This is a genomic window from Siminovitchia sp. FSL W7-1587 (genome assembly GCF_037963795.1).
GTDB lineage: Bacteria > Bacillota > Bacilli > Bacillales > Bacillaceae_C > Siminovitchia > Siminovitchia thermophila.
This window is the reverse complement of the sequence record NZ_CP150169.1, coordinates 712,734-733,195: the sequence shown is the minus strand read 5'-3', so window position 1 is coordinate 733,195 and position 20,462 is coordinate 712,734. Positions and strand designations below refer to the sequence as shown.

The window sequence follows — 20,462 nt, the reverse complement described above, 5'->3', positions numbered from 1 at the left end:
TATTAGGAGGAATGACAAATGGAAACAACAAAGTTTTTAGATGCAAAAGGATTAGCTTGCCCAATGCCGATTGTTAGAGCCAAAAAAGCGATGAATGAATTGGAGACTGGACAAATATTGGAAATCCATACAACGGATAAAGGATCCAAAAGCGATTTAACCGCATGGTCAAAATCTAGCGGTCATGAACTGTTCAAACAAGAAGAAGAAAATGGTGTTTTCAAATTTTGGATTAAGAAGGCCTGACAAATGGAGGGAACCGCATTGGTTCCCTTTTTCTTAAGGGGGGGTTGAACAATGGATTTTACATTTATCATTGTCATTTTTTTAATTGGTTTTATCGGATCCTATATTTCGGGAATGCTGGGAATTGGCGGTTCTATCATTAAATATCCGATGCTTTTATATATTCCACCCCTATTTGGATTGGCGGCATTCACCGCCCATGAAGTTTCCGGAATCAGCGCCGTTCAGGTGTTTTTCGCAACAATTGGCGGTGTATGGGCCTATCGAAAAGGCGGTTACTTAAATAAGTCTTTGATTGGATATATGGGAATGAGTATTTTAATCGGGAGCTTTATCGGCGGTTATGGCTCAAAATTGATGTCTGAAGGCGGCATTAACTTAATATATGGCATATTGGCTTTGATTGCCGCGGTCATGATGTTTATACCGAAAAAAGGAATTGATGACACTCCTTTTGATCAGGTGACATTCAATAAATGGCTGGCGGCATTGCTGGCATTTATTGTCGGCCTGGGAGCCGGGATTGTAGGGGCCGCGGGCGCATTCTTATTGGTGCCTATCATGCTGGTTGTGTTAAAAATTCCCACCCGCATGACCATTGCCTCATCTTTGGCCATTACGTTCATTTCTTCAATCGGAACAACTGTAGGAAAGGTGACAACGGGTCAAGTGGATTATTTTCCGGCGCTTATTATGATCGTTGCAAGTTTGATTGCTTCACCGCTTGGAGCGATTGCAGGAAAGAAGGTAAACACAAAAGTATTGCAGGTCATTTTGGCTGTGTTGATATTGGCGACAGCCATTAAAATATGGGTTGATATTTTTTAAAATCACCAGTTGAAAAAGGCAACAACTGCTGGAGCCAGCGGCAATCGTACAGCCAGGCCGCAAGCACAAGCCAATGACGGGGAGGAGGCAAATTCATCAGCCGCAGCAGAGTTGCAAACTTTCTCACTATTAACAATTACCCTTGAATCCTTCCTGTATTGAAGTTTCCACTGCTTATAAGTGCTACGTCCTCGAAGCTCACGCATTTCTTGCATACGATTATTGCCGTGTTAAAGCTTTCCTTGCCTGTCGGCGCATCTCCTAGCACAACGTCCAATGTGCAGTCCGTCATAGAGTCATCTCGGGGGCGTCCATGTCACAACGCTAGCACCTGGATGCTCTGTCTATTACCGATGGGGCAGGCGCATGAGCATTTCTTTTTTTGCTTTTTGAAAGAATATTTTTCATAATAAAAAAGCTGCTTTCCTATGAAAATAGGAAAAGCAGCCTTTCTCTATTTTAGAGCCGGTGCAGATTTGATGCTTTGTTTCTTTTGCCACATGACTGAAACAACCATTGTCAAGGAGAGAACGGCAAAACCGAGCAAAAATGGGTAAATATTGTGGAAATCGTAGAGGAGCCCCGCTGTCGTCGGTCCCAGTATGTTTCCTATACTCATATAAGCGTTGTTCATTCCCATGGCAAATCCTTGCTCATCTCCAGCCCGCTTGGAAATAAGGGTATTCAGGACCGGTCTTAAAATAGAAGTTGCAAGAAAAATAATAAGGGTAATGACAAAAAACAGGATATAAGTCGAGGCGAACATAGAAAATAAAAAGCCGGCCGCCACGACAAAGACAAACATATTTAATACTTTACCTTCGCCAAAATGTCTGACAAGACGATCCACAACAAATAATTGCACGATGACGCTGATCGTTCCCGAGACTGTTATCATGATGGCAATGTCTTGTGGAGATGCGCCAAAAGCATTATCGATATATAAACCAATGATAGATTCATAGGCCATCAATCCAAAGCTCATGACAAGTGTAATGACAAGTGGGATGAAATAAGGCTTGTGAATCGACTTGGCAAGCTTTTGAAACATCGGATCATTATCCTTTGGAACGGAGACGTCCTTGTTTTCCCTGCTTTCTTTCAAGACGATCAATGAAAAAATCACTGCTATGACTCCGACAATCGCCGAGACAAGCAGCGGCATTTTTAAGCCGAATTCCGCCAGAAAGCCTCCGATGCCCGGACCTACTACGATACCAAGCGACATGGCGGCAGAAATGAGGCTGTTCCCTTTTGCCCGTTGATCCATTGTGGTGATATCGGCGACGTAGGCAAAAATGGCCGGAATTAAAAGCGCTGCCCCAACTCCGCCGATCGCGCGGGAAATATACAATACCCCAATGGAATGCGAAAAATAAAAAATAAACATGGATAGGGCCAAAACACTAAGTCCGGCGATGATCATGATTCTTCTGCCGTAAAGATCTGTCCATTTTCCCGCAAAGGGGGACATCACAAATTGTGCTCCAGCAAAAATGGCGATCATGAATCCAGCTGCCATCCCACTTTCGCCAATGGACATAAGATAAGCTGGCAGAATTGGAATAATAATTCCAAAACTCCCAATGGCGATAAACATATTGACCATAAGGATAAATAATTTTTTTCTTTGCTGCGGATTCATAAAAATCCCCCTTTCATGTAAAAAACCATAGCTATTTAATATAACAATATCACCGGTGAAATGTCAATGTTTTTTGAAAAATATAGGAATGAAAAAACCGCTCCAGCCTGTGCTAGAGCGGTTTTGTTTGTCAGCTACAACATGAGGGCTGCTATCATGCCAAAAATAAATAAAGGGATATTATAGTGCAGGAAAGTGGGTACACACGTATCCCAAATATGGTGATGACGGCCATCGGCATTTAATCCGGATGTCGGTCCAAGCGTACTGTCAGAGGCAGGTGAACCCGCATCCCCAAGTGCGCCCGCCGTACCGATCAAAGCTGCTGTTGCCAGCGGAGACAACCCTGCCGCCGCACAAAGCGGCACATATAAAGCGGCCAATATTGGAATCGTTCCAAATGATGAACCAATTCCCATTGTAATGATTAAACCGACAAGCAGCATGAAGAAGGAAAGGACGAAAGGAGAGGTGCCAACCATGCTGGTTGTTTTCTCCACCAAATCATCCACCTCCCCGGTTTCCTTCAACACATGGGCATATCCTGACGCGATCAGCATAACGAAAGCGATCATTCCCATCATGCCGATTCCTTCCTGAACAACCCGGTCGCCCCGGCGAAATGGAACGACTCTTGTCAGGAATAAAATGATGATTCCGGATAACGCACCTAAAACAAGAGATTTTGTAACTATTTGCACGACAAGTGCCATGATAATGGCGATTACCGTAAACGTATGCGTGATGTTCCAAGAGGCCGGCAGCTGATTTTCTTCTACCTTGTCAGCTCCATGAAAATCCATTTGTTCCGCAGGTTTGGACACCCGGTCTTTCCGATATGAAATAAAAATGGCGATGAACAATCCCGCGACCATGCCCAATCCGGGAATTAGCATGGCTTCGGCAACTTGCGTCATGGAAATGTCCATTTTGTTGGAAATCATCTCGTCACGGATGATACCGTGGAAGATGAGTCCGAAACCAGCCGGGATCATCACATAAGGAGCTTTTAATCCAAACGTCAACGCGGTAGCCACTGCTCGTCGGTCCAGCTTGAGACGGTCAAATAAGCCAAGGAGAGGAGGAATTAATATAGGAATAAATGCGATGTGGACCGGTATGACGTTTTGCGATAAACAGGCAATCCCCGCTATGGTGAGGACGAGGACTATTTTTTTCCCTTTAAAAATGGTTAGCATTTTTTGTACAAGTAAAGTGGTAATACCTGAAAAACCGATCATGACGGCGAACATTCCAAGCAATATATAACTAAAGGCTGTATTTGCTTGGCCCCCCATACCTGAAACCATCAAGTTAACAGAATCAGAGAAATTTAACCCCGACACTAAACCGGCTGTTAAGGCCGCTATGGTGATTGCAAACAATACATTTACCCGCATTAAACTAAGTGCAACCATCACGATGACACTGACAATGACGGCATTGGTAAGCATAGATGCACCTCTTTTCTACTTTTGCCCTATCTATCATCCTAGTACAGCTTAAAAATGTCAATGGAAAATCAGTTAAAGTTTCTTTAGCAGACAAAAATCTTCTAGCTATTCTGATTGCAAAGAAAGGAATTTTTCCAAATAAAGCGAAATGGTTAATAACGAGAAAAATGAGAAATGCGAGGTGGTATTGTTGGATGTACGAGACGCGCTAAACCGTTCTGTATGGGATCGCTTTGTGAAGGAAGGCGCATTGGATGACAGCAGAATCAACAAAAGAATTTCCGAATCTTGGCTTTTTTGCCGTCAGAAAGGAATTAATCCTTATTACGGTAAAGGAAAGACAATATTGACGAATGACAAGTTTCAAGAACGTAAAAAAGCAAACAAAAAATTGCTACATACGGCTCTCCCGGTTCTGAAAAACTTGCTGCCTTTTTTTAATCACACAAGGGCGGTGTTCTTGCTAGTTGACCCGGAAGGCTACGTCCTTTTTATGGATGGTCACGAAATGGCTTTGCATAAGGCAAAATCCATTCATTTCATCGAAGGCGTGAAATGGACAGAAGAAGAGGTCGGAACGAACGCAATTGGCACAGCTCTGCGGATCAAAGAGCCGATTCAAATTGTAGGGGCTGAACATTATGCTGTTGCTTCCCATTCGTGGGGCTGTTGTTCTTCACCCATTTGGAACGCGGACGGCCAAATGGCGGGAATATTGAATACTTCTTACCCGGTTCGCTTGGGAATAGATGAGCAGATGCTGCCATTTGTCATTGCCGCAACTTACGCCATTGAGCAGCGGCTTGTTGCTGATGCCCGGACCAGAGAGTTGGAATTGCTGAAGCATGCCTCGCTCATTCAGCTTTCACATTCCCTTACAATCATTTGCAATAACCAAGGAAAACTCGTTTGGGTAACAGACTCCATGCGAAAGTTGCTTCCCAAATGGCATCAATTAACACTATCCGATGTAAAAGGAGAGGGTTTTTCAATAGCAAGGAAAAAGCCTCTATACTCTTTTCAACAACAAGATTCCGTAATTGGGTATCATATTCACCTGAAAAAAAGGATTCCGAAACTTTTGTCGCAAATTCGTTCGACATTTACATATGAAGGAGTCCAAGGGAAAAGTGAAACATTTCAAAAGACATTACTACAAGCGGAAAAAGCAAGCAGAACCAACATACCGGTTCATCTTTCAGGAGAAACGGGAACAGGAAAAGAACTATTGGCTCGCGCCATTCATGTAAACAGTCCTCGTACATCCGGCCCGTTTATTCCCGTCAACTGCGGTGCTGTTCCAAAAGATTTAATGGCTGGCGAGCTGTTTGGATATGTGAGTGGAGCTTTTACAGGAGCCAAACGAAGCGGTCATAAGGGAAAATTTGAACAGGCACACGGCGGAACACTTTTTCTGGATGAAATTGGCGAGATTAGCCAAGAAATGCAGATTGCATTGCTAAGAGTCCTCGAAGATAAGAAGGTTATACCTTTGGGTGGTGTCAAACCAGTCGATGTTGATATACGGATCATCACTGCTTCGCACCGCGACTTGGAAGAGATGGTGGACAAAGGAAGTCTGCGGGAAGATTTATTTTATCGAATTTTTGTTTATCCGATCGAACTCCCTCCATTAAGAAAACGTATAGAAGATATTCCCTGCTTCATAAAGGATTATGGCCAAAAGAATGACTGGCACATCCATTTTCCCAAAGAAGTGGTGGCCTATTTGCAAAGCTTTCCTTGGCCCGGGAATATCAGACAATTGCTTCACTGTTTGGATCGGCTCCATGTGGAAGCCGGTTCTAGTCAACCGACCCTCGAATTGATCTCATCAATGTTAAGCCCCAAGAAAACACTGCCACCGTCTTTGGACAATTCACTACAAGATAAACTTACTTTCAGAGAGCAAATGGAAAGATCCAAAATTGCAGAAGCACTTATCGCAGCCAACGGAAATGTGACAAAAGCCGCTGCTCAATTAAACATGCCGCGGAGCACTTTTTATAGAAAACTAAAAAAATTGAATCTTTAGGTGGGAAAAAGTGAGACAAAATGATACATAGTCTCATTTATTCTAATGCAAGTTGGCCGCTTGGTTCAGGTTGTCGTGCAAAACCCCATAAACGCGTTATTTTTAAAGTTGGCACATTTTTTGCAATATTAACTATAGTAAGTAGTGATTTTACCCATTCTTTCAAAAAGATAGGAGGAGTAAATGTGACGGTATCGGTATCTGCCGGTTTGACGAAGCAAAAGGCCAGATGGATGTATGAAAAAATGTGTGAAATCCGTCAATTTGAAGACAGGGTCCATGACATTTTTCAAACGGGGGTGTTGCCGGGTTTTGTACACTTATACGCCGGACAAGAGGCGGTGGCAGTCGGGGTTTGTGCCCATTTAAACGAAAGTGACAGCATTACGAGTACACACCGGGGCCATGGCCATTGCATTGCCAAAGAATGTGACTTACATGCGATGATGGCGGAGATTTATGGAAAGGCAACGGGGCTTTGCAAGGGAAAAGGCGGCTCTATGCATATAGCCGACGTTGAAAAAGGAATGCTCGGAGCGAACGGAATCGTTGGCGGTGGTTTTCCACTCGCTGTTGGAGCGGCATTAACCGCTAAAATAAAGAAAACCGATGCTGTAGCTGTCTGCTTTTTTGGTGATGGCGCAAACAATCACGGGACTTTCCATGAGGGGATCAACCTTGCCGCCATTTGGAAATTGCCGGTCATCTTTGTCGCCGAAAATAATGGTTACGCGGAAGCTACCCCATTCCATTATGCGTCTAGCTGCACCAATATCGCGGATAGAGCAAAAGCTTACAATATCCCCGGACAAACTGTGGATGGAAAAGATGTGATGGCCGTCTATCAAGCGGCAGAAGCAGCGGTGGAAAGAGCAAGACGAGGAGAAGGCCCCACATTGATCGAATGCGTTACGTACCGCAATTATGGACACTTTGAAGGAGATGCCCAGACGTATAAAAAGCAGGATGAGAAAAAGCGGCATTTACATGAATTGGATGCGATCGGACTGTTCCGCCACTACGCAACGGAACACGGATTGTTAACGGATGGGGAGCTCAACGGTATAGAAAAACAGGTGAAGGAATCAATCGATGAGGCAGTCAAATTTGCCGAAGAGAGCCCTTTTCCTTCTGCAAATGACTTGGTAAAAGATGTTTATGTGGCTTACGAAAATGGATGGGGGTGAAAAAATGACAAGGAATATTTCTTATGCAGATGCCTTGAATGAAGCTATGAAAATGGCGATGAGACGGGATGAGACAGTTATTTTAATGGGAGAAGATGTGGCGGGCGGAGCGGAAGTGGATCATTTACAGGATGAAGACGCATGGGGAGGCGTGATGGGCGTAACAAAAGGGCTCGTGACGGAGTTTGGCAGAAGCCGGGTATTGGATACGCCTATTGCCGAGGCGGGTTTTATCGGTGCTTCTGTTACAGCCGCGGCAACAGGGCTTCGTCCGATCGCGGAATTAATGTTTAACGATTTTATCGGAAGCTGTCTTGATGAAGTCATGAACCAGGCCGCGAAGCTGAGGTATATGTTCGGAGGAAAGGCGAAAGTGCCGCTTACGATTCGAACGATGCATGGAGCGGGCTTTCGGGCAGCCGCCCAGCATTCACAAAGTTTGTATGCCATTTTCACGCATATTCCGGGATTAAAGGTTGTTGTACCATCTACTCCTGCCGATGCGAAAGGGCTGCTCCTCTCAGCGATCTTTGATGATGACCCTGTCATCTTTTTTGAAGATAAGACACTTTACAGTATGAAAGGGGCAGTGGATGAAGAATACTACACGATCCCAATTGGAAAAGCGGATATTAAGCGGGCCGGGGAAGATTTGACGATTGTTGCCATTGGCAAACAAGTCCATACAGCGCTGAAAGCAGCCGACCAATTGGCGGAAAGGGGAATTGATACTGAAGTAGTTGATCCGCGAAGTTTGTCACCGCTTGATGAGGAAACCATTTTAACTTCTGTTGCGAAAACAAATCGTCTCATTATTATTGACGAAGCAAATCCGCGTTGTAGCGCGGCAACCGATATTTCGGCATTAGTGGCTGATAAAGGCTTTGACTTTTTGGATGCGCCCATCAAAATGGTTACGGCACCGCATTGTCCGGTTCCTTTTTCACCCGCGTTGGAAGATTTATATTTGCCTTCACCAGAAAAAGTACTGCAAGTCGTCGCTGAAATGATCGGTGATGAAACGATCGTCACGATATAAAGAGGCCATTTACAAAACATATTCAGCGTGTCATTACGTGGCACGCTGATTTTAGAAAGGAGACGATTTTGTTGGCTGTAGAAATTATTATGCCAAAGCTAGGAATGGGCATGGAAGAAGGGACAGTTGTGGAATGGTTGAAAAAACAGGGGGAACAGGTTCAAAAAGGAGAGTCGGTTGCAGTTATCTCCTCTGATAAAATCGAAAAAGACATTGAAGCGCCGGATAATGGCGTTTTGCTTAAAATTGCCGCCGATGTCGATGAAACCGTAACGGTCGGGAAAGCGATCGGCTATATCGGACAGCCCGGGGAGAAAATGGAAACAGCCGCAAGCGAAGAGGAAAAAACGGCACAGCGCCAAGAAACAGCCGCTACTATTCAAGCGGCAGAAGTTCCGGCCCATAAGCCGGTCGCCAGGCCATTAAAACTTAGAGTATCACCTGCGGCAAGGAAGCTCGCCCAAATAGAAGACATTGACATCCATACAATTTCTGGTACCGGGCCAAAAGGAAGAGTGACAAGGGAAGATGTTGAAAAAGCAATCGAAAAGAAAAAAGCGAAAGTTGAAAAACAACCAGTTCATCCTACAGATAAGCAGGCGCAAAATGAAATATCAGTCAAGCAAGTTTCCGGCATGAGAAAAGTGATTGCGTCAAGAATGTTTACAAGCCTCCAGCAAAGTGCGCAGCTCACCATTCATATGCGGGCAAATGTCACCGAATTGCTTTTACTCCGCCAAAAAATAAACGACCAATATGATACGAGCAGCCGAAAAAAGGTCAAGTTGACGATGACTGACTTCATCGCGCGGGCAGCAGTATTGGCATTAGCAAATCATAAAATCATGAACAGTACATATGAGGAGGAGCAAATAAAAACGTATCATTCAGTTCATTTGGGAATTGCTGTTGCCGTGGATAATGGACTTGTCGTTCCCGTCATAAAGAATGCGGAAAAGCACACCATATTTCAGCTTTCCAACGAAATTAAGAACTTGGGGAAAAAAGCGAGAGCAGGAACGCTTGAGACGGAGGAAATGAAAGGTTCTACTTTTACAGTGACAAGCCTCGGTGCGGAAGGAGTGGAGTTTTTCACACCGATCTTAAATCCACCAGAGGTGGGGATTCTTGGCGTAGGCTCTATTGTTGACACACCGGTATTCGTTGGAGAAGTAGTCAAACGGGAAAGCATGCTGCCGCTCAGTTTAACCTTCGATCACCGGGCTATTGACGGAGTACCAGCAAGCCGTTTTCTTCACCTCATCAAGGACAATCTTGAAAAACCGTATCAAATGTTGATATAACGAGAATAGAGCGGCTGGATACAGCCGCTCAGCTTGTAGAGAAAGCGGATGATAATTCCCAAAAGCCGCGAGTAAATCGAAAAAGAGGCGAGTAATTACCTGGAATCGGCGAGTAAATCAAAAAAGTGGATAGTATTTTCCAAAGGTCGTGAATAAATCAAAGAAGTGGATAGTAAGTGAAAAAAGTCGCTAGTAAACCCCGAGAAAGACGAGTAAATCCCAAAGGTGGGGATGAATTTGCCGTGATGAAGCTTTCTAAGGTTTCTCGATAGCCTAAGTGGCTGGATCTGATGCAGCCGCTTTATCTCGGATTCACTGGAAGAAAGACGCCTATCTTAAACCAAAAGGAAGCTCGAAGAGGTGGGGGGAAACCAACCAAGAGGTTCGCAGATTAAGAACGCCACATCCGGTGGAAACATAGGGTGACCTGCATCGCTGGTATTTATCTCTATTGGTTGAAGTCTTGCCGTAACTGCCGGTGACAGATTTTGTGAAAAATTGAACATTCTGTGACATCCATTGCCGTGTGCTGTCGCATTTTGTATAATAGTCTGTGCATGCAATGATGTATGCGAGGGCAGCCGCTGGCTGTTGTGGGTTTCAATCCCATCACTTGCTCTCATACATATTTTCTTACTAACGCAGTGTTTCGTTCCAATTAAGGACGAAGCACTGCGTTTTTTGTGTAAGTTCGAAGCCAATGTAGTTAAAATGATAATAGCCAGTGGAAGCGCCTGGGTGAAAGACTTTCCTTTTAGTCTGCAAGGATGGCGGTGTGGGCAGTTCCCCCATTGATATGGGTGAACATAGATGCGAACGATTCAACCAGCTTCATTGCATCGTTTGTTTCTATCATTAGCGGAAGGTAGACAATTTGCAAAGCTCTTGTCGTATTGGCGGAAACGGCAGTCCGTTTTGCATCCACGAACGGACTGCCGAATGGGCCGGCATCATCCGCGGATATGGGCAAGTTTTCCGCATTATTTTGCCGTCCGTTTAAGCCTTCATAGCTTTCTCCTTCTGCTCCTTTACGAATGACTACATTTCCTTGTATCAACTCTTTATCATATATGCCGAGTGGAATCCGATATTTTAAAGAGAAAAAGTTATTTAAATCAGTGGCTGAATTGATGGATGTTATGTATTGTTGTTTTTTGACTCGCCGATACAAGGCTTCAGCCGAATGCCTGTACCGATTAGGATCTTTTCCAAGCTTTTTAAAAATAGAGCGCCAATCTTTTATTTCGGGGAGCTCATTTATATTTTGATCTTCCAGCTCAAAAAAGAGCGACTCTTGAAATAATTGAAGCCTTCCTTTTAACATTTGCGGGGAATCTCCGACTGTAATATCCTCATAGTGAATGATTCCGAACTTTATTTGTGGAACGGCTGCACGCAACGTTTCGTCTATTACAACTTCCAACGTTTACACCTCCAACTAATGTTAAAAATAGTTTATCATAATAATGAGTTTGCTGTATGGAAGTAATAAGGGCTGCTTACGGATACTTGTAATGGAAAGGAGGGGCGCAATTGGATTATGGCCAACTAAAAGAAGAGATCATCGAATATAGCAAGCAGATCGGGATTGACAAAATCGGTTTTGCCGCTTCCGACCCGTTTATTGAAATGAAAAATTTGTTAATGAGGCAGGAAGCTCTCGGCTATCAGTCCGGGTTTGAACATAAAAATATTGATGAGCGCACTCATCCGGAACTCATTTTTGAAGAACCGCGCTCGATTATTGCCATTGCGCTCGCCTACCCATCTAAAATGACAAACCCTCCACGCGGAAAACGCGGGGAAAGAAGAGGGATTTTTTGTCGGGCTTCTTGGGGAATCGACTACCATATTTTGGTCCGGGAAAAACTGGAACAATTGGCGGCTTATATTAAGGAAAAAGTAAGCGAAGCGCGATGTAAGCTGATGGTTGATACCGGAGAGCTTGTGGACAGGGCAGTGGCTGAAAGGGCAGGAATCGGATGGAGCGGGAAAAACTGCTCCATTATTACGCCGGAATTTGGTTCTTACGTGTATTTGGGTGAAATGATTACAAACTTGCCTTTTGAACCGGATGAACCGCTGCATGACCAGTGCGGAGAATGTACGAAATGCCTGGAAGCATGCCCTACGGGAGCTCTTGTTGGGCCTGGGCAGCTGAACGCCCAGCGCTGTATCGCCTTTCTCACACAGACAAAAGGCTTTTTGCCGGATGAATTCAGGGAAGAAATTGGTAACCGTTTGTATGGTTGTGATACGTGCCAAACGGTATGCCCGAAAAATAAAGGGATTGACAATCGTTTCCATCCGAAAATGGAGCCAGATCCCGAAACAGCCAAGCCGCTTCTTAAGCCTCTTCTTCAACTATCCAATCGTGAGTTTAAGGAGAAATTTGGCAAAATGGCAGGCTCTTGGCGAGGAAAAAAGCCCATTCAGCGGAATGCCATACTGGCGCTCGCCCATTTTAAGGAAGAACAGGCGGTAGATGATTTAATCAAGGTCTTACAAGAAGATGTTCGTCCTGAAATAAGGGGAACGGCGGCGTGGTCCCTTGGGAAAATTGGAGGAGAGAAAGCAAGAACTGCCCTTTTAACGGCACGTGACCATGAAAAAAACAGTGACGTCCAACAAGAAATACAAAAAGGTTTACTTTTGTTGAATGAACAATAACAAATTAGCGGGCAAGTGATGAGGCGTCGAACATGTCTTTATCGCAATAAGGACAACTAGGCAGTTTTCTGATCTTATGCTTTTGGGCGCTCGCCGTGTTTTTTAGATCAATGACATGTAAGCAGGCATCAGTTGCCTGCTTTTTCATTTTTGCAAATGGCTCCACCTATTCACATTTGACTGTTCCACTGAATGTTTGCCTCCTTAAATGATTCTTTTTGAAAAAAATGTTTTATACTCAAATGAGCGGGAACATAGAGAACTGTAAGAGAAAAAATTTTCAAGGAGGAATTCTCGATGGCAGACAACAACAAGCGTGACAAAATGACACTAGAAGAAGCCGGAAGAAAAGGTGGAGAAGAAACTGCCAGAACACACGATAAGGAATTCTATCAAGAAATCGGCCGCAAAGGTGGAGAAGCAACCTCCGAAAATCATGACAGAGATTTCTATGAAGAAATAGGCCGCAAAGGTGGAGAAGCAACCTCCGAAAATCATGGCAAGGATTTCTATGAGAAAATCGGCCGCAAAGGTGGAGAAGCAACTTCCGAAAATCATGACAGGGACTTCTATGAAGAAATAGGCCGCAAAGGCGGAGAAGCAACTTCCGAAAATCATGATAGGGGCTTTTATGAAGACATTGGCGAAAAAGGCGGAAATGCCCGCGCAAAACAACGTGAAAACGACAACAAGTAAATTCATATATAGGATGAAAAGAAGTTGAGATATAACTGGCCAAAAATATGCAGAAATGGTTTCAACCGTCGGTCTTTGATGGTTGGAACCATTTTTTATTGTTACATAGCACCTTCATGCAGGTGTATTTTCTCAAGTTCATCTTCTTTTTTTATGCGTTGAAAAAACGAGTAAACATGCTCGTGTCCAAGGTAATCTATGCGCTTGTAAATTTTCTGTGGAATGAAATGAAAAAAGAAGGTGTTTCTCCCATATATATGAGCGAGGAGGGATGAAGTGAGAAATTGTTTAGAGCATATTTTGGAAGAAAGGGTAGAGGAGTATGCGGGGAGGAAAAAATCAAAGGATGATAAAGTGAATCAAAAATTGCAATCTTTGGCAAACCGCAAATGTGAGATCGTCAAAGTGGATGCGGTGGGTCAAGTAAAGGAGAAAACATCGGAACAGGGGATGGATTATTTACTGTATCATTTTCATTTTAAATACATGATTAAACAGGGCGGGTACTTTTATATTGAAGAGGAGGTGGAAAAAAGAAAAGCCGCATTTTATAATGACCGCATATGCGAAGATGGTGAGGTTCCGGTTGAGTTCAGAGCGGAGACGTTAAATATGGATGAAGGTTGGAAAAGAGAGGAAAGCGAACGGATCCCGTATTATTATGACCGTTTAGAGGCTGTTCGCTATGCGGAAAGATGGTGGAACGATTACAACCCCGCATATATCAAATTTGAAGTGGATTGTACAAATTATGTTTCCCAATGCCTTCATGCCGGTGGAGCACCGATGAGAGGCTATCCAAACAGAAGCAATGGCTGGTGGTATCGCAACAGAAATTGGAGCTTCAGCTGGTCTGTGGCAAACGCTCTAAAAACGTATTTGCAGCATTCACGGACCGGATTACGAGCGAAGGAGGTACACGATCCCCTTGAACTTCAGCTTGGTGATGTCATTTGTTACGACTTCCAGGGAGACGGGAGATTTGACCACAATACGATTGTGACGGGAAAAGACGCAACGGGTATGCCCCTTGTAAACGCCCATACGTATAACAGCCGGATGAGATATTGGGCATACGAGGACTCCTCGGCATATACGCCAAACATTCAATATAAAATGTTTACGATTGTGGATGACAGTTAGCGCAAAAGGTCATAGCCCTTTTCATTGTCCTCATAGTGGTGGTATAATGTCACGGTAAGCAAAAATTGAGGTGAACAGCAGTGCCAATCAACGTTGTATTATATCAGCCAGAAATTCCTTCAAACACTGGAAATATTGCTCGGACATGTGCCGCTACCGATGCACGATTACACTTGATCCGTCCGCTCGGTTTTTCAACGGATGACAAGATGCTCAAACGGGCGGGTGTTGATTATTGGTCGTTTGTAAACATCACCTATTATGATTCTTTGGAAGAGTTTTTTGCGGCAAATGAAGACGGCGAGCATTTTTTCTTAACGAAACATGGAAAGCATCCCCATACCGCATTCAAATATAACGATCCTCATAAAAACTATTACTTTATTTTTGGAAAAGAATCATCCGGATTGCCAAAAAATGTGTTGGCACAACATCAAGAGCGGTGCTTGAGAATTCCGATGACGGAAAATGTTCGGGCTCTCAACTTGTCCAACACTGCCGCAATTCTTGTATATGAAGCACTTCGGCAGCAGGGCTATCCAAACTTGCAATAAGAAATCCCCCTTCAAAGTGAAGGGGGATTTTTCAACCTTACTTTCTGTAAACTCCCGGCTTATCTTCGTAACCTGAAGTAAAGATGGCTGCCAAAAATGCGATGCATACGCCCAAAATCAAAATTGTTTTCATAAGATATATGTAAGCCTCCTTTTCCAGAAGTAGTCCTTCCGTTATTATATCCCATTTTTTTTGTAATGTGAATGAAACTTATGGCGAAATGTTGAAACGGTTTATTCACAACCGAACATTTATTGACATACCTTTAATTAAGCATGTTCAAGCACCAGGGTGCATATGGTTTAATTAATCATTCCTCATCAAGCAAAACAGGGAGGTCCTTATGGATATACTAAAAAAAATTGAACAATATCGGTCTCATGAAGCGAGACTAAAGTGGGAAGGAACTTTTGCAGATTATTTAAAACTACTCAAGGAAAAACCATGGGTTGCTCAGTCGGCACACTCCCGTATATATAACATGATCAGGGATGCGGGGGTCGAAGAAGTAAACGGACAAAAAGTATACCGCTTTTTCAGCCATGAGATGTTCGGGTTAGAAGAAGCTTTGGAAAAGCTGGTTGAAGAATATTTCCATCCGGCAGCGAAACGTCTTGATGTAAGGAAAAGAATATTATTACTGATGGGGCCGGTCAGTGGTGGAAAATCAACCATTGTTACGATGTTGAAGCGGGGACTTGAAGCATATTCCAGAACAGATGGCGGCGCTGTATATGCAATCAAAGGGTGCCCGATGCACGAAGATCCACTCCATTTAATTCCACAGCATTTAAGGGAAGATTTCTACAAAGAATACGGCATTCGGGTGGAAGGAAGTTTGTCCCCGCTAAATAGCATGCGTTTGGAGGAAGATTACGGAGGCAGAATTGAAGATGTGCTAGTTGAGCGGATATTCTTTTCTGAAGATAAGCGGGTTGGTATTGGAACGTTCAGTCCATCTGATCCCAAATCACAGGATATTGCCGACTTGACAGGCAGCATCGATTTTTCCACCATTGCAGAGTATGGTTCAGAGTCAGACCCAAGGGCGTATCGATTTGATGGCGAGTTGAACAAAGCCAACCGTGGGCTTATGGAATTTCAGGAAATGCTGAAATGTGATGAAAAGTTTTTGTGGCATCTCTTGTCGTTAACACAAGAAGGAAATTTTAAAGCGGGGAGATTCGCGCTTATCTCGGCAGATGAGCTCATTATTGCCCATACAAATGAGACTGAGTATCGGTCCTTTATTTCAAATAAAAAGAATGAAGCGCTTCATTCACGGATCATCGTCATGCCCGTTCCGTACAATTTAAAGGTATCCCAGGAGGAAAGGATATATGAAAAGATGATTCGTGAAAGCGATGTGGCCGACGTTCATATAGCGCCCCATACGTTAAGGGTAGCGGCCATGTTTACCATTTTAACGAGATTAAAGGAGCCAAAAAGAGGAGATATTGACCTTTTAAAGAAAATGCGCCTGTATGACGGGGAAAATGTGGAAGGATATAACTCATCTGACTTGAACGAGCTGAAAAAAGAGTACCAGGATGAAGGAATGAGTGGAATCGATCCAAGATATGTCATCAACCGGATCTCATCAGCCATTATCCGCAAAAATATTCCTTCGATTAACGCTTTGGATGTGTTGAGATCGTTAAAAGAAGGGCTGGATCAACATCCGTCCATCACAAATGAACTTAGGGAAAAATATTTAAACTTCATTTCCCTTGCGAGAAAAGAATATGATGAACTGGCGAAAAAAGAGGTTCAAAAAGCTTTCGTATATTCTTACGAAGAATCCGCAAAAACATTGATGGATAATTATTTGGATAATGTGGAAGCCTTTTGCAATAAATCGAAGTTGCGCGATCCACTTACCGGAGAAGAGATTAACCCCGATGAAAAATTAATGCGTTCGATTGAGGAGCAGATCGGTATTTCCGAAAACGCGAAGAAAGCTTTCCGGGAGGAAATATTAATACGTATTTCGGCATTGGCAAGGAAAGGCAAACGCTTCGATTACAGATCACACGCGAGACTGCGGGAAGCCATTCAGAAAAAACTGTTTGCCGATCTGAAGGACGTTGTAAAAATCACAACTTCAGCCAAAACGCCGGATGAACAGCAACTGAAGAAAATAAATGAAGTCGTAGCCCGTTTAATAGACGAACATGGTTATAACTCAACTTCGGCCAACGAACTTCTTCGTTACGTGGGAAGCTTGCTAAACCGATAAAACATCAACCCTTTCCATTATGAACCGACAAGTTCAATAACTGGATGGGGTTTTCTTTTTATTTCAAACTCACCGTATACCTGATAGGAAGCAGTCCTGCATGAAAAATCTTTGTCCCATTCTTACAACTAGCAGTAAATAAATTTGCGATTTCGCATAAGATAGAATAATTAAAGATGATTGTACACGGATTTTCGGGTACACATGTTTAATAAAACCATTAAAGGGGGGCGTCGTAATCATGTCAGAGTCAATGTCTCACCAATTTGCTATTTCAAAAGAAGATTGGTCCCTCCATCGGAAAGGTTATGATGATCAACAGCGCCATCAAGAAAAGGTACAGGAAGCAATTCGCAATAATTTGCCCGACCTGATTACCGAGGAAAGTATCATTATGTCCGATGGCAGCGATGTTGTAAAAATTCCCATCAGATCTTTGGATGAATATAAAATTCGCTATAATTACGATAAAAACAAACATGTTGGCCAAGGAGACGGAGATAGTCAAGTTGGTGACGTTGTTGCCAGAGATGGAGGGTCACAAAAATCAGGTCCGGGAAGAGGGCAAAGAGCAGGTGACCAGCCGGGCGAAGACTATTACGAAGCGGAAGTATCCATGCTGGATTTGGAAGAAGCGTTATTCAAGGAGCTTGAGCTTCCCAATTTACAGCGGAAAGAGCAAGATGCCAACAAAGTGACGAATATTGAATATAACGATGTGCGCAAAACAGGGTTAATGGGCAATATTGATAAGAAAAGAACAATGATGACAGCCTTTAAACGAAATGCCATGAAAGGAGAACCGGATTTTTACCCGATATTTCCGGAAGATTTGAAATTCCGGACATGGAATGAAATTGAAAAACCGGAATCCAATGCAGTTGTCATTGCAATGATGGACACAAGCGGTTCGATGGGAATATGGGAAAAGTATATGGCGCGCAGCTTTTTCTTCTGGATGACCCGTTTTTTACGGACGAAATATGAAAAGGTTTCTATTGAATTTATTGCCCATCATACGGAAGCAAAAGTAGTATCCGAAGAAGATTTCTTTTCCAAAGGAGAGAGCGGCGGAACAATTTGTTCTTCCGTGTATAGAAAGGCATTGGAGGTCATATCGGATAAGTATGATCCTGAGCGATACAATATTTATCCGTTCCATTTTTCCGATGGAGATAACTTGACATCGGATAACGCAAGATGTGTAAAGCTCGTGAATGAACTGATGGAGAAGTCAAATATTTTTGGGTACGGTGAAGTAAATCAGTATCAGCGCAATTCCACGTTAATGTCGGCTTATAAAAATATTAAAAATGAAAAGTTTTATTATTATATTTTGAAGCAAAAGGCGGACGTGTATCACGCAATGAAAAGCTTTTTCCGAAAGAAGCCTGAAAACAGCTATATGTAAATATGGAAGTCATCAGAGGAAGCAAGATGTTGTTTCCTCTTTTTTCTTTTGGAATGCCCATTTTGTAGTTGACAGCGGAGAAAATAAAAAGTATCCTTAAAATAAATAATATAACGACATTTCACGCTACTTGAATTATTTTGTTATACCCAATTCGCTGTGTGTCAATTGTTAAACGCTTACAAAACTGTAAATTTAAAATATTATGAAGTCGGAAGAGGCGCAGACCCACCCATAAACACTCAACTGGCTATCAAACGAAATCCCATATAAAACATGCTAACGTTTATTACTGGAAAAATCATGAAAGACAGCTTGCCAAAAATGAAGTGGATTTCCTTTTTCGGGATCATTTTGGCAGGATCCTCCGTTAAAGCCAACTTAGACAGCCAGTAAGGGAACCACCACCTCAAGCAGACGGCAGAAATACCCGAAAAAACAAAAAAGGATCGCTTTTCCGAAAATCATGCACCGTGAGGAGGAGAAACAACTATGGACAGCGGGAAAACAGATGATTTTTATGATGTATACGAGGTTTTCAGCAAGAGAAGCCATAAAGGGGACTTTCAGCATCAATTCAGCTTGTTGGCCCCGAATGCCGATATGGCATTTATCATGGCTCAGGAAAATTTCATGCGCAGGGAGCCCGTAGTGGATATATGGGTGGTAAAGCGCTCGGACATCCGAAGGATGAAGCCGGAGGAGCGGGACATTGTTCAAAGGCTTGACAACAAAGATTACCGGCTGACGAAAGGTTATGGATATTTAAGAAAGAAGTGGCGCCAGTACGAGCAAAAAATGCTCGATGAAAAAGAAATCATGTCATGGGCGGAAGACCGCCCTCACAAAGAAAAGCGCCAGCCATAAAACGTTTTTAAAGGCTTTGCCTTTAATAAAAAGCACATTATGAAAGGGGATATGTACATGTTTAAAATGGTTGCACTGTTCAAAAAGCCGGAAGACCCTGAGGAGTTTGATCAATACTATTTTGGAACGCACTTGCCTTTGACAGAAAAAATTCCCGGACTCCGCAAAGTCAACGTGACAAAATTTACTGGATCGCCGATGGGAGAAAGTCCGTATTATTTGATGTGTGAAATGTTTTATGATAGTAAAGAAGCATTTAAAGAGGCGTCCAAAACAGAGGAATCAAAAGCTTCTGGAAAGGATGTCATGAAATTCGCCGGCAACCTTGTCACATTTATGTTTGGTGAGGAAGTTAATGAGTAATTATCAACATATTTTAACAGAAGAAGTAGGCCCGGTCGGGGTTGTGTGGCTCAATCGCCCAAATGTATTGAACGCCCTAAACAGAGTAATGGTTCGAGAGATTTTGGAGGCTCTCGAACGATTTGATCGGAAAGAGCGGATCAGGGTTATTTTGCTTGCCGGGAAAGGAAAGGCATTCGCCGCTGGGGCGGATATTGATGAAATGGCGGAAGAGAATACAATCTCGATGGAATTATTGAATCAATTTGCCGATTGGGACCGCCTTGCCCAAATTAAAACGCCAATTATTGGATCAGTACACGGCTATTGCTTAGGCGGAGGCTTTGAGCTTGCTCTTTTATGCGACATGATGTATGCCGCAAGCGATGCCAAGTTTGGATTTCCGGAAGTAAACCTGGCGGTTATGCCCGGTGCCGGAGGCACGCAAAGGTTGACTAAATTGCTTGGAAAGACAAGAGCGCTTGAATGGATTTGGAGCGGCGACATGATGTCAGCCGAAGAAGCCCTATCCTTTGGGGTCGTCAATAAGTTGTATCCTGCTGACACTGTATTTGAAGAAACGTTGAATTTTGCAAAAAAACTGGCTGAAAAGCCCCCCCTCGCCGTTCGAATGATCAAAGAAGCCGTTCACAAAGCGGTAGACTATCCACTTCAAGAAGGGATGTATTTTGAGCGGAAGAACTTCTATTTGCTATTTTCTTCCCAAGACCAAAAAGAGGGCATGAAAGCTTTTATGGAAAAAAGAAAACCTGATTTTAAAGGATATTAATGGAGGTTGCC

18 protein-coding genes are annotated in these 20,462 nt (G+C 43.3%); 15 read left to right on the top strand and 3 right to left on the bottom strand.

Features of this window, described 5'->3' with window-relative positions; genetic code table 11:
* Positions 1-18: 18 nt before the first annotated feature.
* Positions 19-246, top strand: coding sequence for a sulfurtransferase TusA family protein (locus NST31_RS03515; RefSeq protein WP_077112159.1), 228 nt, complete (start codon positions 19-21; stop codon positions 244-246).
* A 51-nt stretch (positions 247-297) separates the two neighbouring features.
* A complete protein-coding gene (locus NST31_RS03510) occupies positions 298-1,074 on the top strand; it encodes a sulfite exporter TauE/SafE family protein (RefSeq protein WP_339163895.1) in 777 nt (258 codons plus the stop codon).
* Between the two features lie 454 nt (positions 1,075-1,528).
* Here the strand turns inward: NST31_RS03510 and NST31_RS03505 are convergent, their stop codons facing one another.
* Positions 1,529-2,719 (bottom strand): MFS transporter, encoded by a 1,191-nt coding sequence (locus NST31_RS03505; RefSeq protein WP_339163892.1) that lies wholly within the window; start codon positions 2,717-2,719, stop codon positions 1,529-1,531.
* Between the two features lie 134 nt (positions 2,720-2,853).
* Complete coding sequence (locus NST31_RS03500) at positions 2,854-4,173, bottom strand: Na+/H+ antiporter family protein (protein ID WP_077112165.1); 1,320 nt, start codon at positions 4,171-4,173, stop codon at positions 2,854-2,856.
* Between the two features lie 181 nt (positions 4,174-4,354).
* Between NST31_RS03500 and NST31_RS03495 the strand changes: the two genes are divergently transcribed.
* From NST31_RS03495 to NST31_RS03480, 4 genes are all read left to right on the top strand, one after another.
* On the top strand, positions 4,355-6,208 hold the full coding sequence (locus NST31_RS03495; protein WP_253191895.1) for a sigma-54-dependent Fis family transcriptional regulator: 1,854 nt from the start codon (positions 4,355-4,357) through the stop codon (positions 6,206-6,208).
* A gap of 233 nt (positions 6,209-6,441) precedes the next feature.
* On the top strand, positions 6,442-7,395 hold the full coding sequence (locus NST31_RS03490) for a thiamine pyrophosphate-dependent dehydrogenase E1 component subunit alpha (protein WP_077112408.1): 954 nt from the start codon (positions 6,442-6,444) through the stop codon (positions 7,393-7,395).
* Positions 7,396-7,399: 4 nt separating this feature from the next.
* Positions 7,400-8,434: an alpha-ketoacid dehydrogenase subunit beta gene (locus NST31_RS03485; RefSeq protein WP_077112171.1), complete on the top strand. Its 1,035-nt coding sequence runs from the start codon at positions 7,400-7,402 to the stop codon at positions 8,432-8,434.
* A 71-nt stretch (positions 8,435-8,505) separates the two neighbouring features.
* Positions 8,506-9,738, top strand: a complete 1,233-nt coding sequence (locus NST31_RS03480; protein ID WP_077112173.1) for a dihydrolipoamide acetyltransferase family protein — start codon at positions 8,506-8,508, stop codon at positions 9,736-9,738.
* A gap of 754 nt (positions 9,739-10,492) precedes the next feature.
* Here the strand turns inward: NST31_RS03480 and NST31_RS03475 are convergent.
* Positions 10,493-11,161: a phenylalanine--tRNA ligase beta subunit-related protein gene (locus NST31_RS03475; protein WP_077112175.1), complete on the bottom strand. Its 669-nt coding sequence runs from the start codon at positions 11,159-11,161 to the stop codon at positions 10,493-10,495.
* Positions 11,162-11,271: 110 nt separating this feature from the next.
* Here NST31_RS03475 and queG point away from each other — a divergent pair, with 110 nt between their 5' ends.
* The 9 genes from queG to NST31_RS03430 all read left to right on the top strand — a co-directional run bounded on the left by queG (position 11,272) and on the right by NST31_RS03430 (position 20,451).
* Positions 11,272-12,408 (top strand): tRNA epoxyqueuosine(34) reductase QueG, encoded by a 1,137-nt coding sequence (queG, locus tag NST31_RS03470; protein ID WP_339163888.1) that lies wholly within the window; start codon positions 11,272-11,274, stop codon positions 12,406-12,408.
* 297 nt (positions 12,409-12,705) lie between these two features.
* Entirely contained in the window at positions 12,706-13,104 is a 399-nt protein-coding gene (locus NST31_RS03465) for a general stress protein (protein WP_077112179.1), read from the top strand.
* Positions 13,105-13,380: 276 nt separating this feature from the next.
* Entirely contained in the window at positions 13,381-14,247 is an 867-nt protein-coding gene (locus tag NST31_RS03460; RefSeq protein WP_077112182.1) for an amidase domain-containing protein, read from the top strand.
* Between the two features lie 80 nt (positions 14,248-14,327).
* On the top strand, positions 14,328-14,801 hold the full coding sequence (gene trmL, locus NST31_RS03455; protein ID WP_077112184.1) for a tRNA (uridine(34)/cytosine(34)/5-carboxymethylaminomethyluridine(34)-2'-O)-methyltransferase TrmL: 474 nt from the start codon (positions 14,328-14,330) through the stop codon (positions 14,799-14,801).
* Between the two features lie 344 nt (positions 14,802-15,145).
* Positions 15,146-17,041, top strand: coding sequence for a PrkA family serine protein kinase (locus NST31_RS03450; protein ID WP_077112186.1), 1,896 nt, complete (start codon positions 15,146-15,148; stop codon positions 17,039-17,041).
* Between the two features lie 241 nt (positions 17,042-17,282).
* Positions 17,283-18,452 (top strand): sporulation protein YhbH, encoded by a 1,170-nt coding sequence (gene yhbH, locus NST31_RS03445; protein WP_077112188.1) that lies wholly within the window; start codon positions 17,283-17,285, stop codon positions 18,450-18,452.
* A gap of 492 nt (positions 18,453-18,944) precedes the next feature.
* Positions 18,945-19,319: a 1,2-phenylacetyl-CoA epoxidase subunit PaaB gene (paaB, locus tag NST31_RS03440; protein ID WP_077112190.1), complete on the top strand. Its 375-nt coding sequence runs from the start codon at positions 18,945-18,947 to the stop codon at positions 19,317-19,319.
* A 57-nt stretch (positions 19,320-19,376) separates the two neighbouring features.
* Positions 19,377-19,682, top strand: coding sequence for an EthD family reductase (locus NST31_RS03435; protein ID WP_077112192.1), 306 nt, complete (start codon positions 19,377-19,379; stop codon positions 19,680-19,682).
* The gene (locus tag NST31_RS03430) at positions 19,675-20,451 is read left to right on the top strand and encodes an enoyl-CoA hydratase-related protein (RefSeq protein ID WP_077112193.1); all 777 of its coding nucleotides are present in this window, start codon (positions 19,675-19,677) and stop codon (positions 20,449-20,451) included. The genes NST31_RS03435 and NST31_RS03430 overlap by 8 nt, the downstream gene beginning before the upstream one ends.
* Positions 20,452-20,462: the final 11 nt, after the last annotated feature.

Excerpts from the sequence above, each read along its gene's own strand:
- NST31_RS03500 (WP_077112165.1), bottom strand. The coding sequence starts at position 4,173 with ATGCTTACCAATGCCGTCATTGTCAGTGTCATCGTGATGGTTGCACTT.
- NST31_RS03490 (WP_077112408.1), top strand. The coding sequence starts at position 6,442 with ATGTATGAAAAAATGTGTGAAATCCGTCAATTTGAAGACAGGGTCCAT.
- NST31_RS03485 (WP_077112171.1), top strand. The coding sequence starts at position 7,400 with ATGACAAGGAATATTTCTTATGCAGATGCCTTGAATGAAGCTATGAAA.
- NST31_RS03435 (WP_077112192.1), top strand. The coding sequence starts at position 19,377 with ATGTTTAAAATGGTTGCACTGTTCAAAAAGCCGGAAGACCCTGAGGAG.
- NST31_RS03430 (WP_077112193.1), top strand. The coding sequence starts at position 19,675 with ATGAGTAATTATCAACATATTTTAACAGAAGAAGTAGGCCCGGTCGGG.
- NST31_RS03510 (WP_339163895.1), top strand. The coding sequence starts at position 298 with ATGGATTTTACATTTATCATTGTCATTTTTTTAATTGGTTTTATCGGA.
- NST31_RS03515 (WP_077112159.1), top strand. The coding sequence starts at position 19 with ATGGAAACAACAAAGTTTTTAGATGCAAAAGGATTAGCTTGCCCAATG.
- NST31_RS03465 (WP_077112179.1), top strand. The coding sequence starts at position 12,706 with ATGGCAGACAACAACAAGCGTGACAAAATGACACTAGAAGAAGCCGGA.
- paaB (WP_077112190.1), top strand. The coding sequence starts at position 18,945 with ATGGACAGCGGGAAAACAGATGATTTTTATGATGTATACGAGGTTTTC.
- yhbH (WP_077112188.1), top strand. The coding sequence starts at position 17,283 with ATGTCAGAGTCAATGTCTCACCAATTTGCTATTTCAAAAGAAGATTGG.
- NST31_RS03505 (WP_339163892.1), bottom strand. The coding sequence starts at position 2,719 with ATGAATCCGCAGCAAAGAAAAAAATTATTTATCCTTATGGTCAATATG.
- NST31_RS03450 (WP_077112186.1), top strand. The coding sequence starts at position 15,146 with ATGGATATACTAAAAAAAATTGAACAATATCGGTCTCATGAAGCGAGA.